This window comes from Nonomuraea sp. NPDC049624 (assembly GCF_040675255.1).
Lineage (GTDB): Bacteria > Actinomycetota > Actinomycetes > Streptosporangiales > Streptosporangiaceae > Nonomuraea.
Map to the genome: position 1 here is coordinate 1 of NZ_JBFAOR010000003.1, position 14,962 is coordinate 14,962.

The window sequence follows — 14,962 nt, forward strand, 5'->3', positions numbered from 1 at the left end:
CAGGGGCCGAATCGTTCAGGCAGATCCCGCCAGGGCAGGCCGGTGCGAGCCCGGTACAACACGCCGTTGATCGTCCTTCGGTGGTCGTTCCACCGTCCACCCTGCTGGCCGCCCTCGGGCAGCAAGGGCCTGAGCCGCTCCCACTCCGCGTTGGTTAAGTCACCTCGACCCATAGGCCAATCGTGACGATGCAGGCACGATCAGTCAGCAGATCTAAGAAACAGCTCCTAGCCGAAGACGACGCCTGGCAGCCCGCACATGTAGCCGTGGCGCTGGGCCGCCGCGCTACCTGGACCGACCCGCTTCGCGCCGTCAATCTGTTCGGCCGGCTCATCATCCAGATCCGCTCCCATGGCCCCCAGACGCTCGCACGGTGGCTTCACTATGCCGTACGCGGCGCCGCCACCAGCGCGAACACCTCCGATGCCGCCGCCGACATCACCGCCTTGCTCCTGACCATCGCGATCCAGGCCGGACGGACACCCGCGCACGATGCCGTGCACCTGATGACCGCAGCGAAGGCAGGGCTTGCTGACGCAGCTGACCCCGATCAGCCCCCCGGTCCTGACCCGTTGCCCAGATGCGCCTGCCTTCTACGTGACGACTTCGCGCAAGAACTGTCTGCTGCGGCGGCCACGCGCCTTGCCCTTTCTCTGTTTGCGGGCCTTGCTGATCCGGATCGGTACGCGGTCCTTGAGGCGCTGCTCGCCTGATCCCTCACCTTGGCGCTCGCTCTCACGTGCGCTGCCCTGGTCATGGGGAGATGCGGTGCATCCTCATGGCAGGACATTCGTGTGGCGACGCGTTCTCCGGACGAGCGACACACCACCAGCTGGCAGCTCGACGAACAAGGTCTCGTGCTCAAGGAGATCGACCCGCGCGGCAACGTCGACGGAGCCGACCCCGACGCCTTCACGACCCTGTTCACCTATGACATCACCGGTCGCCTCATCGAGGCCAAGCTGCCGCTGGCGCAGATCGAGAACAACGGCCAGGTCGCCACAGTTCAACCCATCACCAGGTTCGGCTACAACACCACCGGTGACCAGACGCATCTGGTCAACCCGGAAGGCCGGGTAGTGGTCTCCACGTCCGACCGTCTCGGCAGGCCCACCTCCGCCACCGGGGTCAGCTACACCCCGCCCGGAGGCGCCGCCATCACCCCGACGATGTCGCTGTGAGCAGTTCGGCCAGCCGATGGACGGCGTGCTCGTCCAGCTGCGCCTCGCCGCGGTCGTAGCGCTGGGTGGTGACGGGGGAGGCGTGCTCCAGGAGCGCCTGGACCTTCTCCACCGGGACGCCCATGGCGAGCAGGAGGGTGGCGGCGGTGGCGCGGAGCATGTGCGGGGTCGGCTTGGCCACGTCCAGGCTGGCGGCACGGGCGGCGCGGCGGAGCGCGGTCTGTTGCCGCCAGCGGTCGAAGCTGCGGCCGTCGGTGCGCCGTAGCAGCAGGTCGCCGGGTTTGCGGCCGGCCAGCAGTGGCCTCAGCAGCGCCATGGCCACCTCCGGTAGCGGCACCACGATGACGGCGCCGCCCTTGAGCCGGAAGCGGATCACCCAGTGACCCGCCCTCGGGGTGGGCGGTCACGCCGAGCACGTGTACGAATCGGGTGCCGACCTCCACGACGAAGAAGACGTACAACCGGCGCAGCGTGACGGTGTCCACCGTGAAGAAATCACACGCCGGCGTGCTCGCGGCGTGGCAGCGGAGGAAGTCTCGCCAGCGGTCGCCAGCACGTCGCGGCGCCGGACCCAAGCGCCCCCGCTTGAGGACCCGACGGATCGTCGCACCGCTCACCTGATGGCCCAGATGCCGCAGTTCGCCCCGGATGCGCTCGTAGCCCCAGCGAGGATTCTCTCGCGTCAGCTGCTGGATCAACGCCACTACCGCCGAACCGTCGCAGGCCGCCCCATCCCTCGGTTCGGGTAGGTCCAGTGACGCGCGACCCAACGCCGGTGCCGGCGCAGCAGCGTCCCCGGCGTCACCAGTCGCTGTGCCCGCATCATCTCCGGCGGTCTGCGGGCCAGCGCAGACAGCACCGCCCTATCTGCCCACGACAGCCTCGGACGGCCAAGTTGACGGCGCAACACGGCGACCTCGTGCCGCAGCACGAGGATCTCCATGTTCTAGGTCGCGTTGCTACGAGTCGGCAGCGTTAGCCAGCCCACGATGCGGCAAAAGATCAGATAGAAGAGACGGAGCGCCACGAGCTGGAGCATGCGCGCCCCAGCTACTGCTCCGACCTGGAAGCCAAGACAAACCCGCAGCTCACGGTCGTGAACGGAGTATTGACACCCTTCAGGTCCAGTCCGGCTCCTGGGCCTTCACCCAGCACGCCAAGGACGCCGGCCTGTTGCCCTCGATGGGCAGCGTCGGGGACTGCTTCGACAACGCCATAATGGAGTCGTGCTGGTCTCGCATGCAGGTCGAGCTCCTCGACCATCAGCACTGGAACACTCGGATCGAGCCGGCGAACGTGATCTTCGAGTACCTGGAGATTTGGCACAATCGGCAACGACGGCACAGCAGCCTGGGCGCGCGCTTGCCTCTTTGGACGGTCGCCCAGTGTCTCGGCAGGTGATCGTACGCCTGCTCTGATTTGGCAACGGTGGGGTCGTGCTAGGCCGCGCCGTCGACCGGATGGGAGCCCGCACTCCGAGGTCTTGCCATGATGGTCTGCATGTCCACTGGTGAATCGTCCCGCGCGCTTTTGATCATCGGCACGGTGGGAGCTGGCAAGACCTCCGTTGCGGAGATGATTGGCGATCTGCTCTCCGACGCCGGGATTGCCCATGCTGTCATTGACTTGGATGCACTTCGCCGATCTTGGCCTCCGCCACCGGATGATCGGTTCAACTTCGAGATGACCCTCCGGAATCTGCGCAGCGTTGCTGGAAACTATCTGGACGCTGGGGCTGTCCGACTCGTCATGGCCGGCGTCGCTGAGACTCCAGAGCAGCGCAGGCGGTATGCAGAGGCGGTCGGCGTCGAGTTGACGGTATGTCGACTCCTTGTAGCGCTCCCTGTTGTCCGTCAGCGGCTGGCCAGGCGTCACCAAGGTGAGGAAGCCGCCCTTCAGTGGCATCTCAACAGGTCGGGCGAGCTTGACCAGATCATGGACAATGCTCAGCTCGAAGACGTTGTCGTCGAAGCCTCCGATGGTTCCGTTTCGGAGGTGGCCGAGGCCGTGATGAAAGCTATCGGCTGGGTCTGAAGCAGGCAGGTAAGCCACCAGCGGTACGAAAGCCCAGGGCAAGTCCGGACGGGGTAGGCAACTACGTCCGGGCCTCCCTTGAGCCGCAGGCAAGAGTACCGACGTGTGTCACGGAGGCTCGCATGGCTGGCCGAGCAACTCGGGCACCAGTTCGTCGAGCCGCGTCAGGAGAGCCTCGATCTCGCTGAGGGCGTGGGCGAGCAGCCACACGTGGCGCCAAAAGGCGTGGCCGCGGTCCTGGTCAGAGTGGCACGGCCCAGTTGTCGCCATCGGTCGGCTCGTCCGGTGATGTGCACTGCCAGGCGCGGCGAGATTTCTCCTCGGCATCGTTGCCCAGCCGCGGCGGGAGAGGCGGCCCTCGATCAGGCCAGGGCAGTCTTAGCCCAGCTCCGGCGGGCCCCATTGGGACAACGGCTGATCACGGTCGCGATGAGATACCGCGCACGTCACCGCGCACGTCACCGCGATCGTCTGACGACTGGTGCCCGCCCTGCGACGACAGGTCAGGGCCGCTCATTCGACCCGTCCTTGGCAGATGGCGGTGCAGGTGCGCTGGTCGGTGAGGTACCGGGTGGGATCGTGGGCGCGCGCCGTCGTAGACCACCTGGCCGGCCACCCGGTCGCTGAAGTGCGGCCGCAGATCCTTCACCACCGCCACGACGTCGCCGTGGTCGACCACGTTCGTCCAGACCAGTCTGTCACCGCCCGGCCAGCGGCTCTGCGGATCGGGGACGACCCCAGCCGGTCGAAGATCATTAGCGCGCCGAGCGGCGACTCTCGCGTGACCAGGGCGCACCCATACCCGTCCTCATCCTTGTTCTCGTGTGTCAGTGCGCACAGCGCCTCTTTAGGCGACCACCGAGCCGAGCGAATGCGCCACCCCAGCCGCGTGTCCGGCCCTTTCAGCGCCGTCACCCGATCTCGCGCCGCCTGCCGTAACTGCGGATCGGGCAGATACCGGCGCACCTGCTTCAGTTGAACACCAGCGTCTGTAAGGCCAGGTCGGCGAAGAACCGCGGCGCCGACGACGCCCGCAGCGCCGCCTGCACCGACCGCGGCGCGCGCACCAAGGTGTCCCCGTCGGGCGGCGACACCTCCGACTCGAACTCTGCCGCCACCAGGCCGGCAGCTCAGCCTCCAGCCCGTCCTCCACATCGACGGCGGTGTAGAGCAGATCGTCTACCGCAGCGTCTCACCGGGCGGCCGGTGTTCTGGTCGTCGACGTGACTGAAGCCGAGTTTGACGAGGGCGTTCACGTCGTCATGGTCAAGCCCGCGACCGGGGGATGTCGGGCTAGGAGGGGTACAGGACGACCTCTCGTGCTCGGCGATGCTGTGGGGGAATGCGAGGCGGCGCGGGGTGAGGCGGGCCCTGTGCCGGGCTCCTCGGATCTACCAGCTGAAGGGCGGCCGGGGCGTTGTCGTCCTCGGGGTGGTACTCATCGCCGTAGACGTCCTCACAGCCGAGGCCGGGGGCGGCGACATGGCACGTTCGGCGCAGTCGTGACGCCGGTGCGCGGCCGCGGGCAAGGCGGATGAGCTGGGCGAGTCGGCGGTGCGGTACTTGTAGGGGCTGAGTTCGCTACAACCCGTGTCGGCAGGACGGAGAGCCATTCACTGCTCACGGCTCGCGAGATTTTCTGGGCCGCGTACCTCACGGAATCATTTCGCTGAGGATAGAGGCGCGTGGAGCGTCACGAACGCCGGGAGACGTCCGACCGCATCGAGGCGGGATCACCCAGGGAGGCGCGCCGGTCACGATGCTTCCTCCATCATGACCGCGATGGGCCTGGCCAGCTCGTCCAGATCGGCGAAGAAGCGGTCGGGATCGATGGCAGCTTCTGGTGGGTGGACTCCTGGCCGGACGACAGTGCCGTCGAGCAGCTGGGCGAGCCCCGCCGCTGCCGGGATCCCGGTGGCCTCGGACATGTTCTTCATCAGCCCGCCCGCGCTGACAAGGTGGGCCAGGACCGTCAGCGGACGACCGTCCCTGGTTCCTGTGGCGGCGGCGAAGAACGGCGGCAGGGAGCCGGGCGTGCTGAACTTGACGGCGCGCAAGGCGGCCCGTACGGCGCGGCGCATCGTCGGTTTCGCCAGGTCCGCGGCTGCCGTCTCGTTGGTGAGCCTGCCGCTGTCCATGTCGCTGCGGAGCACGTCCAGGTAGGCCACGGCACCAGGCGTGATGACCATGAGATTGGCCGCGTCTCCGGTGGGTCGATAGCTGCGTTGCAGAGTCACCGGCTCGGGATGGCCGACGGTGTACGCGGTGCCCTTGTGGCCACCGGGCAAGGTGAGCGCGACCGGCCGCAGCGGTGGCTGCTGCACGATCTCGCCGTTGCTCACCACAGCAACCGTTCCCCTGATCTGCTGCATCCAGTGCACGGCGGCCGCGATCGGACGACCGTCCGGACCGCATAGAACAGTATCGTCGGCGCCGGCACCCGGCACGTCGACGGGCCAGGCCGTGTAGAGGTCGGTCACGGCGTCGAGCCGGGCTACGGCCCTGGCCGCGAGCAGGTTGCTGATGCCGGGGCTCGCGCCCATCCCGATCACGGCGCGTACCCCTGCCGCCCGGGCGTCGGCGTCCAGATCGAGCATCTCCAACGTGGGTTCCCAGTCGTCACAGATGTCGATGTAATGCGTACGAGCGCGGATCGCCGCCCGCAACACACCCAGGCCGAACCGGTAGTACGGACCGACGGTGTTGATGACGATGTCGACATCGCTGAGCGCTGCGTCGAGCTCGGCCTCATCCGTGACGTCAACCTTGCAGGAACTCAGCCGTACCCCCGAACCGCCCAGTTCATGGGCGAGTCGCGCTGCTGCGTGCGAATCGCGATCGGCGACGACGATCTCCCGGATGCCGGGCAGCCCGGTCGCCACGCGCACCGCGACCCGGCCCATCGCACCGGGTCCGCCGAGGGCGAGAACCTTCATGCGCCACTCCCTGAATACGTGACTAAAACTATCGTTTAACCTACGATCGTAGATGTGATGAAAATATCACTCGCGATGCTCATCCGCGAGCGTCCGGCGAGCCGGATTCTCGTCGTCGAGGCGCTGAGCGCCCTGCCGATCGGCGCGCTGACCCTGCCCTTCTCGACGCCGGACCGCGACCTTGTGCCCGACTGGGTTCAGCTCCTCGGCCTGACGATGCTCGTCGTGCTGTACGGCACGGCGCTGTCCACCTGGCGCCTGGTCATGGTCGGCGGATTGCGTTCGTCGCCGATGACCTGCCAACGGATCCGTGACGACCGGCGGCTTCGACTCCTGGTGCTGTGCTACCCACCCGTCCTGGCAATCCTGTTGACCCTGCCTCCCACCTGGACGGCGTTCTGGTTCGGGCTGACGCTGACCACAGTGGTCGGCGGCGCGGTTTCGCTGGTTCGGGTCGCGATCATGCTCCATGGTTCCGGAGCCTTGACCCGCCCTCTCTCTCGGCCGTTCACGGCCCGCTCACCGGGCCGCCGGGAAGACGCGTGATCCAGGAGTCCAGCTCGGTCATCCGAAGTGACTTCTTGTAATGATTCATGGCCCACGAAGGGGCCGAAGCGTCCATGGACGTCTTCAAGGCCATCGCCGAACTCTGCGACGGCGTCGAGGCGACCATCGCCGCCGTCCGGGACCTGGCCACTGGCTTCGCTTCGGACGATGCGGCGCCGGCGGCATCCCTGGATGAGAACGGCGGGCTGCCATGAGCGGCAGGCAGATATCCCGGCGGACCCATGGCGCTGTGAGACTGGCTTCACGCGGGCCGAGAAGGACGTCGCGGACGTGATGATCCGGCTTCGCTGCAACCACGGCCGCGAGCCCAGCTACGCCGATATCGCCGCTGGCGTCTAGATCCCTGACGGCCACCGGCTGCGGCAGGCCGTACGCGTCGTCTGGGTGATCGCGGCCAATCGGGGCGACCGCCTGGAACGGTTCCAGCTCTCGACCGACCTCGCCCGGTGTGACGCTGCCCGCCGCCGGGTCTGGCCCACCCGCTACATGCGCTCCGGGCACGGCGATCGAGTTCGCTTTCGCGAACTCGATCGCCAGCAAGGAGCTCGCCACGATGGCCCAGGCCGCCGACGAGTGCATCACGAAGTCGCCGGCCTCGACACAGTCGGCGAGCGGGCGGTCCGGCGCGAGAACACCAGCCTGCTGATCCAGATGATCGCTGGCCCGTAGGCCCGGCTCACCGATCCGGCAAGGGGTTGACCGAGACCACTTGCGCGTCGCGGCAGCGTTCTAAGGCGAACGAGGTCCTCGCCGGGGGATGTCTACTCCTGGATGAGGATGCCCAACGCGCCAGCCAGGGCGCGAACCAGCCCCTGCGCGTCGCGGCTCTTGACGGTCGTGCCCTTGAGACTGGTGACACCACCGATCCCCAGCAGCACGCAGTCGGAGAGGTGCGCGCCGTCCATCTGCGCCTGGGAGAACTGAGCCCCACTTAGATCGCAGCGCTCGAAGCGAACTCCCCGCAGGTCGGCGTTCTGAAAATTAGCCTCCGGCATGATGCAGTCGCGGAAGACGGTGTTCTTGAACGTCGAGAATCGAAAGCCGATGAGATCGGCACGGCACGCGTCGAAGAGCACGTCACGGAACGAGCATTCGGTCCAGGTCATGCCGGTCAGCCGACTCGCCGACATGCGGACCCGATGCATGCCCGACGCCCTGGCCGTCATGTTGGACAAGTCGCAGCGCTCTAGCTCCACATCGACGAACCCGGCCCGGTACAGTTCGCTGCCCGCGAAGCTGGTGACGACGAATCGGCAGCCCTCATAGTCAGCCGCATCCACCTCGCGAGAAGTCAGGTCGCTGCCGTTGAATTCCAGGCCGCGGTAGGTGCCGTCGTCCTCCACGTCATGCTCGGGCAGCTGCGCCACGACCAGCGACGAGGGCAATTTAGGTGCAGCCGGTGCTTTGAGCCGCTTCTGCTGTTGATGACGAGATCGGGAAGACATCGGGCAGCAGCCTAGCCCACGCCCGATCATCCTGCAGATGACCCCTGGCGCCCTATCGTTCAGGCCCCAGCGACGACTGAGACGAGATTCTCGCGGTCTTGACACTGCTGTGATCTGCACGAACACCAAGCCGTCAGTGTGAACATCAAGGACCTGGCAACGTCACGTTGCCCGGTTCTTCCCACTCCAGACGATCCGCAGGCGCGGCAGCTACGGCTGGCCTACTTGCCTTACATGGCTTAACGACCTTCAAGCAGCTGACCAGCCAGTTCGCTTGGCTACTCCAGATATCCATCGAACCGGCCGGGCGTAAGGCCTGGACGGTGAGGCGATGGCGGACCACTCCGGCGCCAGCGCGAGCGTCTGTTGTCACGTGCCTGTCTCGGAGGCTCTTCCGGCTGGGCACACGGCGTCAGTCACCATCGAGCGGCATGTGCGGAGGGAAGCGGTCATGTGGCCATACCGCATAGGCGCCCGGGCGAGGCCACGCTGCTCATAGCCGCCGAGTGCAGCGACCTGGTGCGGCCATGACGGGCGAACGAGCGAAGCTGCCGACGCACACCCGCGGTGCTGCGAACCTCGTCCGCCGAAACCTTCATATCCACTCAAACATGACTTCTGTTACTATCGTTCCCGTGACGAACGTTCCTATGTCGAAAGCATTGCGATACGTGGACGTGTTGGTCATCGGGGCGGGGCTTGCGGGCGTCGGCGCCGCCTGCCGGCTGCGGAAGACGGGCCGTACCTACGCGGTGCTGGAGGCAAGGGCCCGTCTTGGTGGCACGTGGGACCTGTTTCGCTACCCGGGCGTCCGGTCGGACTCAGACATGTTCACCTTGAGCTACCCTTTCCAGCCGTGGCGGGGGAGCAAGTCGCTGGCTGATGGCGACAGCATCCGCCGCTACATCGAGGAGACGGCTCGCGAGCACGGCATCGACCGGCACATCCACTGCGGCGTCAAGATGGTGGCCGCCGCATGGTCCTCCAAACAGTCCCTGTGGGTCGTCGAAACCGAGGAGGACGGGCAGGCGCGGATGTGGACGTGCGCGTTCCTCTACATCTGCGCCGGCTACTACGACTACGAGCACGGCCACCAGCCGGACTTCGCGGGCCTCGACGCCTTCGCCGGCCAATTCGTGCACCCGCAGTTCTGGCCGGACGACCTCGACGTGACCGGCAGGCGAGTGGTCGTGATCGGCAGCGGGGCCACCGCCGTCACGCTCATTCCCGCGCTGGCCAGGACTGCGAAAAAGGTCACGATGTTGCAGCGGTCGCCCACCTACCTGGCCTCCCTGCCCGAGGTCGACCGGGTGGCCGACGCGCTGCGCCGATGCCTGCCCCCGCGGCTCGCGCACGCGGTCATCCGAGGCAAGAACGTGCTGAACAGCCAGCTGACCTACTGGCTGAGCCGACGTTTCCCGGAACAGACCAAGCGGCACCTGCGCGCGGCCATCCTGCGACATCTGCCGGATCCCGGCTATCTGGAGCGGCATTTCACCCCCCGCTACCAGCCGTGGGACCAGAGGCTGTGTGTCGTACCCGACGGCGACTTCTTCCGCGAGGTGACCGCCGGCCGAGCGGCCGTGGTCACCGACAGGATCGCCCGGTTCGCGGAGCACGGGATTGTGCTGGAGTCGGGAGCGATACTCGAGGCCGACGTGGTCGTCTGCGCAACTGGCCTGTCGCTGATCCCCCTCGGAGGGATCCACCTCTCGGTGGACGGGCGCACCGTCGATGTGGCCCAGACCACCGCCTACCGCGGGCTGATGCTCAGCGGCGTGCCCAACCTCGCCTTCTGCGTCGGTTACACCAACGCCTCCTGGACGCTCCGCGCCGACCTGTCCTCGCGCTACGTCGTCCGCCTGCTCGGACACATGAGACGGCGCGGCCTCACCCTCGCGATGCCCGCCAGGCCCTCGGGCGAGGCCAGGCGGCCGCTGCTCGGCCTGACCTCCACCTACATCCAGCGCGCCGCGCACCTGTTCCCCCAGCAGGGCGAGCGCGACCCCTGGACAGTCGGTCAGAACTACCTGCTCGACCGGGCCCGGTTCCCCTTCCTCGACCTCCGCAAGGGAATGGTTTTCGATGACTGACCTGACCGGCCGCCGCGTGGTCGCCCTCGGCGGGGCTGGAGCGATGGGCCGGCCCGCGGTCGAGGCGCTGGCCACCCGCCGGGACATCGCGGAACTGGTGATCGCCGACCGCGACCTCGCCGCCGCCGAGCGGCTCGCCGCCCGGCTGGCCGGCACAGGCACCGCCTCCCTCGTCCCTGTCGCCGTCGACGCGACCGACCAGGCGGGGCTGCGCAGCCTCTTCCGCGATGCCGATCTCGTCGTCAACACCACTGGCCCCTTCTTCCGGCTCGGGGTGCCCGTCCTGCAAGCCGCGATCGACACGCGTACCCACTACGCCGACATCTGCGACGACTGGGAGCCGACGCTGGAGATGCTCGCGCTCGACGCCGAGGCGCGCGGCGCGGGAGTGACCGCCGTGATCGGTGCGGGGGCCAGTCCGGGCACCAGCAACATGCTGGCCGCGCTCGCCGTCCGCGAGTTGGAGAGCGTCGACGATCTGTTCACCGCGTGGCCCGTGGACGTGCCTTTCGTCGGCGACGACCCAGTCGAGAACGCCACCGCCGACGTCTCCGCCGCCACGGTCCACTGGATGCAGCAGCTGTCGGGAACGATCCGGACCTGGAGCGCCGGCGCGCCCGCCGTACGACCTCCGCTCGAAGCGGTCACCCTGGACTATCCGGGACTGGGCAAGGGCACCGCATACACCGTCGGCCATCCCGAGCCTGTCACGCTGTCGGCCACCCTCTCCGTCGCCGGCGACTCGGCCTGCGTCATGGTGGTCCAGCCGGCGACCGCCGCGTACCTCATGGCACTGCGCGACGACATCGATCGCGGGAAGCTGACGCTGGGGCAGGCCGCCGCCGCCATCGAGGACCCGGCCGCGGGCGCCCTCGCCCGCTCCGTTCTTCGCCGGCTCTCCCTGCGTGGCCCCGGCGCCCTGCCCGCCTTCTTCGCGCTGGCTACAGGCAGCCGGCACGGTCGGCCGTACACCGTGGGCGCACGACTCGTCGCCTCCCCTCGGGGGATGGCCAGGGCGACCGGGATACCGCTGGCGCTCACGGCGGGGCAGATCCTCGACGGGGCGGTCCGCGACTGCGGCGTGCATCCGCCCGATGCGGTGCTCGACCCCGACCGGTACTTCACCGAGCTGGCCGTCCACTGCGATCCGCCGCGGAGCGGAAGCGGCGACGTGGTCGCGGTGGATCGCGCCTGATGACCGCTCCGACGCTCCGCGGCGACGTCGCCTCCGGCTGGGAACCCGTCCGCGACGCCTTCGCCGCGCTCATGAACAGCCCGGCGGAGCGCGGCGCCGGATTGCACGTCATCCACCGCGGCTCCACCGTCGTCGATCTCTATGGCGGCGACCACGGCCCGGACACCACCCAGGTGATCTTCTCCGCCTCCAAGGGCGTGGCCGCCGCGTGCCTGGCGCTGCTGACCGACCGTGGCGAACTTGACCTCGACGCCGCCGTGACCAGGTACTGGCCCGAGTTCGGTCGCCACGGGAAGTCGGCGATCACCGTCGCGCAACTGCTGAGCCACCAGGCCGGGCTCATCTCTCCCGCGCGTCCTGTCACGCTCGCCGACGTGCTCGATGGACGCCCGCTCGCCGCCGCCCTGGCGGACGAGCGGCCCCGCTGGCCCGTCGGCAGGCCCGCCTATCACGCGGTCACCTGGGGAACCCTCGCCGACGAACTGGTGCGCCGCGTCACCGGTGGGCGGCTCGGCGAGGTGCTCGCCGAGTTGGTCTGCCGTCCCCACGACCTGGCGATCGGCATCGGCGCCCCCGCCGGGGCCGTGCCCCTGCCGGTGCACGCCGCCGCCCGGATCCCCTTCACGGTACGCCTGGTCACGGCGATCTTCGCCCGGCGAGGGACGCCGCTGTGGCAGGCGATGACCGTGCATGGCGCCATCGAGGAGCCTCCCGACGTGTGGGTGCGCCGCTCGGAGACCCTCAACGCCCAACTCCCCGCGGCCAACGCCGTCGCGACCGCCGCCTCGTTGGCCCGGCTCTATGCCATGCTGCTGCCGGGGACCAGGACTCCGCTGGTCAGCGATCGCACTCTCCGTGCTGTGACTCGTCCCCGGGTGGCCGGACGGGACCGGGTGCTCGGTGTTCCGTCGGCCTTCGGGTGCGGGTTCGCGTTGCCGAGCCGTGCCTGGTGGCTGGGGTCCGCCTCTGCCTTCGGCCATCCGGGGATCGGTGGCGCGCTGGGCCTGGCCGATCCCCGCCGGGGGCTCGCTCTCGCCTTTCTTCCGCTCGCCATGCCCGCCGACGCCCTGAAGGACGTTCGCCATCGCGCTCTGCTGAACGCGGTGGCGAAGGTCATCGGACCATGACGGTCGTCGCACACGTAGGGGGGGCGCACCAACTATCGTGCATATTCGATAGTTGAATGACGGATAGACGAGGAGCCTCTCGTGAGGCACCCCGGCGCCCTGCTGTCCGCACGTACCCGACAGTGGGCGGCGTCGCCATCCCGGCGTGCCGCCCGGCCGTACTCGAAAGGCCCGCAGCATGACCGCCGAACCCCCGATCCCGGGAGCCGACGTCCAGGTCCCCACCCGGATGCTCGTCGAAGCGCTCGTCCGCGCCGACCTCACGGTCGACACGGGCGAACTCTACGCCACCGGCAACCTGCTGGGCATGACCGACCAACAGGTGCGCCTGTGCATCAAACGGCTGGTCGCCGAAGGGCGCTTCACCCACGAAGGCCGAGGACGCAAGGCGACGCTGCGGGCCACCGGCGCCACAGAGCGGATGCTGGGCCTCGACGTCGAATTCGTCGCCCACGCTTTCCGCCAGGACGCCGGGCTCGCCCCCTGGGACGGCACCTGGCACCTGGTCGCCTTCGCCGTTCCCGAGACCGCCCGTGCCGCCCGCGACGCCCTGCGTGCCGCGCTCACCCGCCTGGGCGGAGCTCCCATCCAGGGGGGCCTGTACATCAGCGCCAACCCGTGGGAACCCTACGTCCAGGACCACGCCCGCGACCTCGGCGTTCTCGGCCATCTCACGGTCGCGACCACCCGGGACCTGCGCCAGGGCGAGGAGGACGACCCGGCCGCACTCGCTCGCACCCTGTGGCCCCTGGCCGAGATCGCCGAGCGTTACCACCGGCTCACCGCCATCGCGGAGCCGCGCCTCGATCGCCTCCGCGACCACGCCGGTCTGTCGGAGGCGGAACGGCTGACCATCGCGGTGGAGCTGGCCGCCGAGTTCACCCGCGCCATAGAGCCCGACCCCCTCCTGCCTCCCCAGTTGCTCCCTCAGCCCTGGCCGGGCGGTCAGGCCCGGGCGCTCCTGGCCCAGTGCTGGGCGCTTCTGGCCGAGGCCGCCGCCCCGGACAGCCGCGAGAGCACCCGCGTGTTCCGCCTCTACGACGACATGACCCGCACGGCAGAGGCCCGCCGGTAGGCGGCGGCCGCCTACCGGCGCGAGCGCTCTGGTCCGTGGTCCTTCGTGGTCAGCGCCCGTGCTTTTTCGCGTACTCGGTGAGCATGTCGAGGTAGCCGGGCACATAGAGCGAGCGAGGCGCGGCGACGGCTGTGATCACGGCCCAAAGGCTGTCGGGGTTGTCCAGTTCGTTCTTGACCGCGTTGTGGGAGCCGTTCGGGAGGTTCGCGACCGTGAGCAGGTCCCGGGGGACGCCTGCTCGATAGGCGGCTTCGGTCTCCTTGACGTCGACGTTGCGGTCGAGCTCCCCGAGTACGAGAAGCGTCGGCGTACGTACCTTCGGCAGCTGGTCGGTCACATCGGCGCGGAAGTTCTTGAGCACGAACCCCCAACGGTCCTTGCTCATCGGCGGGTTGTCCAGACCGGAGGCGACGTATTGGTCATATCCGACACCTTTCTCCAGGAGGCGGATCTGAGCGGCACGCCGACGGAGTTCGCTGTCGAGCTTGGCTTCCGGTGCGCCCTGCTCACGAAGTTCTGTCCGCAGGTTGTACTCGCCCTGCCGCAACCAGTTCACCGCCGCCCCGACCAGGATCATGAAGCGCAGGTCGGTACGCTCTCCCGCCACCTTGGGCAGCACCCAGCCACCCTGACTGATCCCCCACAGGCCCAGCCGGTTCGGGTCGATCTCCGGTTGCTTCTTGGCCCAGTCCAGCGCTGCTTCCACCTCCGCGCTGCGATCGCTCATGCTCTGGTGGAGCCAGTTCCCCGGCGCGCCGTCGATGCCGGGCTTGTTCCAGGACAGCGAGGCGTAGCCGGCACGTGCGAACGCCTCCCAGATGGGCCGGTAGAACCCGTCCCGGGAGGCGTCCGCCTCACCATCCCCGTGAGCGAAGACGACCAGTCCCCGCCGCCCTTCCCCCTCCGTCGGCAGGGCGAGCACCGCCTTCAGTGGGTGCTTCGGTCCGGGAATGGTGACCTGCACCTCGCGCACGGCGAAGTCGTTCTGCACGACGACCCACACCCCGAGCCCGGCCACCAGGGCGAACACGCAGGCGAGGGAGATCCAGAGTCGCTTGACCCAACGTCTTGCTTTCATGAAACTATCGTAACAGCTACGATAGTATGCAAAACTAACGAAGTGCTGCGTGTCTCCACTGACATGGAGATGTCGCCGCGCACCTCCAGGCGCATGTTGAAGTAGGGGTGGCCGTTGAACTTGAAATCAGATACTCCTCGTCGGGCGAGGAGGACACCTCCGTCATGCGGTGGACGTCGTAGCGGACGCTGAACTCGGCAGGCTGCTGGATCTGCGTCGCGCCTACGCCGA

16 protein-coding genes and 1 pseudogene are annotated in these 14,962 nt (G+C 68.2%); 11 read left to right on the forward strand and 6 right to left on the reverse strand.

Translation table 11 applies throughout. The features are described 5' to 3' along the window. Positions 1–173, reverse strand: a 173-nt coding sequence (locus tag AB0J76_RS11670) for a transposase (RefSeq protein ID WP_364389779.1), incomplete at its 3' end; no start/stop codon positions are given. Positions 174–182: 9 nt separating this feature from the next. Here AB0J76_RS11670 and AB0J76_RS11675 point away from each other — a divergent pair. Beyond that, complete coding sequence (locus AB0J76_RS11675) at positions 183–713, forward strand: hypothetical protein (RefSeq protein WP_352328440.1); 531 nt, start codon at positions 183–185, stop codon at positions 711–713. Between the two features lie 81 nt (positions 714–794). Next, positions 795–1,181, forward strand: a complete 387-nt coding sequence (locus AB0J76_RS11680; RefSeq protein ID WP_352328441.1) for a hypothetical protein — start codon at positions 795–797, stop codon at positions 1,179–1,181. On the opposite strand, the gene AB0J76_RS11685 is transcribed toward AB0J76_RS11680, so the two are convergent. Then, complete coding sequence (locus AB0J76_RS11685) at positions 1,159–1,557, reverse strand: tyrosine-type recombinase/integrase (protein ID WP_352328442.1); 399 nt, start codon at positions 1,555–1,557, stop codon at positions 1,159–1,161. The genes AB0J76_RS11680 and AB0J76_RS11685 overlap by 23 nt on opposite strands. Before the next feature lie 746 nt (positions 1,558–2,303). Here AB0J76_RS11685 and AB0J76_RS11690 point away from each other — a divergent pair. Beyond that, positions 2,304–2,534 (forward strand): annotated as a pseudogene (locus AB0J76_RS11690) (integrase core domain-containing protein); the annotation flags it as partial. A gap of 147 nt (positions 2,535–2,681) precedes the next feature. Continuing rightward, complete coding sequence (locus tag AB0J76_RS11695) at positions 2,682–3,215, forward strand: adenylyl-sulfate kinase (RefSeq protein ID WP_352330209.1); 534 nt, start codon at positions 2,682–2,684, stop codon at positions 3,213–3,215. Between the two features lie 971 nt (positions 3,216–4,186). On the opposite strand, the gene AB0J76_RS11700 is transcribed toward AB0J76_RS11695, so the two are convergent. Both AB0J76_RS11700 and AB0J76_RS11705 read right to left on the reverse strand, forming a co-directional pair. Then, positions 4,187–4,333, reverse strand: coding sequence for a hypothetical protein (locus AB0J76_RS11700; RefSeq protein ID WP_352330207.1), 147 nt, complete (start codon positions 4,331–4,333; stop codon positions 4,187–4,189). A 636-nt stretch (positions 4,334–4,969) separates the two neighbouring features. Next, positions 4,970–6,151, reverse strand: coding sequence for a saccharopine dehydrogenase NADP-binding domain-containing protein (locus AB0J76_RS11705; RefSeq protein WP_352330205.1), 1,182 nt, complete (start codon positions 6,149–6,151; stop codon positions 4,970–4,972). Positions 6,152–6,226: 75 nt separating this feature from the next. On the opposite strand from AB0J76_RS11705, the gene AB0J76_RS11710 reads away from it, so the two are divergent. The 3 genes from AB0J76_RS11710 (at position 6,227) to AB0J76_RS11720 (ending at position 7,387) form a co-directional block, all read left to right on the forward strand. Then, positions 6,227–6,697, forward strand: coding sequence for a hypothetical protein (locus tag AB0J76_RS11710; protein ID WP_352330203.1), 471 nt, complete (start codon positions 6,227–6,229; stop codon positions 6,695–6,697). A 74-nt stretch (positions 6,698–6,771) separates the two neighbouring features. Then, positions 6,772–6,912: a hypothetical protein gene (locus AB0J76_RS11715; RefSeq protein ID WP_364389361.1), complete on the forward strand. Its 141-nt coding sequence runs from the start codon at positions 6,772–6,774 to the stop codon at positions 6,910–6,912. Positions 6,913–7,102: 190 nt separating this feature from the next. Next, a complete protein-coding gene (locus AB0J76_RS11720) occupies positions 7,103–7,387 on the forward strand; it encodes a hypothetical protein (protein WP_364389363.1) in 285 nt (94 codons plus the stop codon). A 92-nt stretch (positions 7,388–7,479) separates the two neighbouring features. On the opposite strand, the gene AB0J76_RS11725 is transcribed toward AB0J76_RS11720, so the two are convergent. Further along, positions 7,480–8,163 (reverse strand): pentapeptide repeat-containing protein, encoded by a 684-nt coding sequence (locus AB0J76_RS11725; protein ID WP_352329449.1) that lies wholly within the window; start codon positions 8,161–8,163, stop codon positions 7,480–7,482. Between the two features lie 650 nt (positions 8,164–8,813). Between AB0J76_RS11725 and AB0J76_RS11730 the strand changes: the two genes are divergently transcribed. From AB0J76_RS11730 to AB0J76_RS11745, 4 genes are all read left to right on the forward strand, one after another. After that, complete coding sequence (locus tag AB0J76_RS11730) at positions 8,814–10,256, forward strand: NAD(P)/FAD-dependent oxidoreductase (protein WP_352329456.1); 1,443 nt, start codon at positions 8,814–8,816, stop codon at positions 10,254–10,256. Next, entirely contained in the window at positions 10,249–11,451 is a 1,203-nt protein-coding gene (locus AB0J76_RS11735; RefSeq protein WP_352329451.1) for a saccharopine dehydrogenase NADP-binding domain-containing protein, read from the forward strand. The genes AB0J76_RS11730 and AB0J76_RS11735 overlap by 8 nt, the downstream gene beginning before the upstream one ends. After that, a complete protein-coding gene (locus AB0J76_RS11740; protein ID WP_352329454.1) occupies positions 11,451–12,578 on the forward strand; it encodes a serine hydrolase domain-containing protein in 1,128 nt (375 codons plus the stop codon). Before AB0J76_RS11735 ends, AB0J76_RS11740 begins: the two co-directional genes overlap by 1 nt. Before the next feature lie 178 nt (positions 12,579–12,756). Next, on the forward strand, positions 12,757–13,653 hold the full coding sequence (locus tag AB0J76_RS11745) for a PaaX family transcriptional regulator C-terminal domain-containing protein (protein WP_364389366.1): 897 nt from the start codon (positions 12,757–12,759) through the stop codon (positions 13,651–13,653). 49 nt (positions 13,654–13,702) lie between these two features. Here the strand turns inward: AB0J76_RS11745 and AB0J76_RS11750 are convergent, their stop codons facing one another. Continuing rightward, a complete protein-coding gene (locus tag AB0J76_RS11750; RefSeq protein WP_364389368.1) occupies positions 13,703–14,731 on the reverse strand; it encodes an alpha/beta hydrolase in 1,029 nt (342 codons plus the stop codon). Positions 14,732–14,962: the final 231 nt, after the last annotated feature.

Excerpts from the sequence above, each read along its gene's own strand:
- AB0J76_RS11730 (WP_352329456.1), top strand. The coding sequence starts at position 8,814 with ATGTCGAAAGCATTGCGATACGTGGACGTGTTGGTCATCGGGGCGGGG.
- AB0J76_RS11735 (WP_352329451.1), top strand. The coding sequence starts at position 10,249 with ATGACTGACCTGACCGGCCGCCGCGTGGTCGCCCTCGGCGGGGCTGGA.
- AB0J76_RS11740 (WP_352329454.1), top strand. The coding sequence starts at position 11,451 with ATGACCGCTCCGACGCTCCGCGGCGACGTCGCCTCCGGCTGGGAACCC.
- AB0J76_RS11750 (WP_364389368.1), bottom strand. The coding sequence starts at position 14,731 with ATGAAAGCAAGACGTTGGGTCAAGCGACTCTGGATCTCCCTCGCCTGC.
- AB0J76_RS11715 (WP_364389361.1), top strand. The coding sequence starts at position 6,772 with ATGGACGTCTTCAAGGCCATCGCCGAACTCTGCGACGGCGTCGAGGCG.
- AB0J76_RS11695 (WP_352330209.1), top strand. The coding sequence starts at position 2,682 with ATGTCCACTGGTGAATCGTCCCGCGCGCTTTTGATCATCGGCACGGTG.
- AB0J76_RS11725 (WP_352329449.1), bottom strand. The coding sequence starts at position 8,163 with ATGTCTTCCCGATCTCGTCATCAACAGCAGAAGCGGCTCAAAGCACCG.
- AB0J76_RS11705 (WP_352330205.1), bottom strand. The coding sequence starts at position 6,151 with ATGAAGGTTCTCGCCCTCGGCGGACCCGGTGCGATGGGCCGGGTCGCG.
- AB0J76_RS11745 (WP_364389366.1), top strand. The coding sequence starts at position 12,757 with ATGACCGCCGAACCCCCGATCCCGGGAGCCGACGTCCAGGTCCCCACC.
- AB0J76_RS11710 (WP_352330203.1), top strand. The coding sequence starts at position 6,227 with ATGCTCATCCGCGAGCGTCCGGCGAGCCGGATTCTCGTCGTCGAGGCG.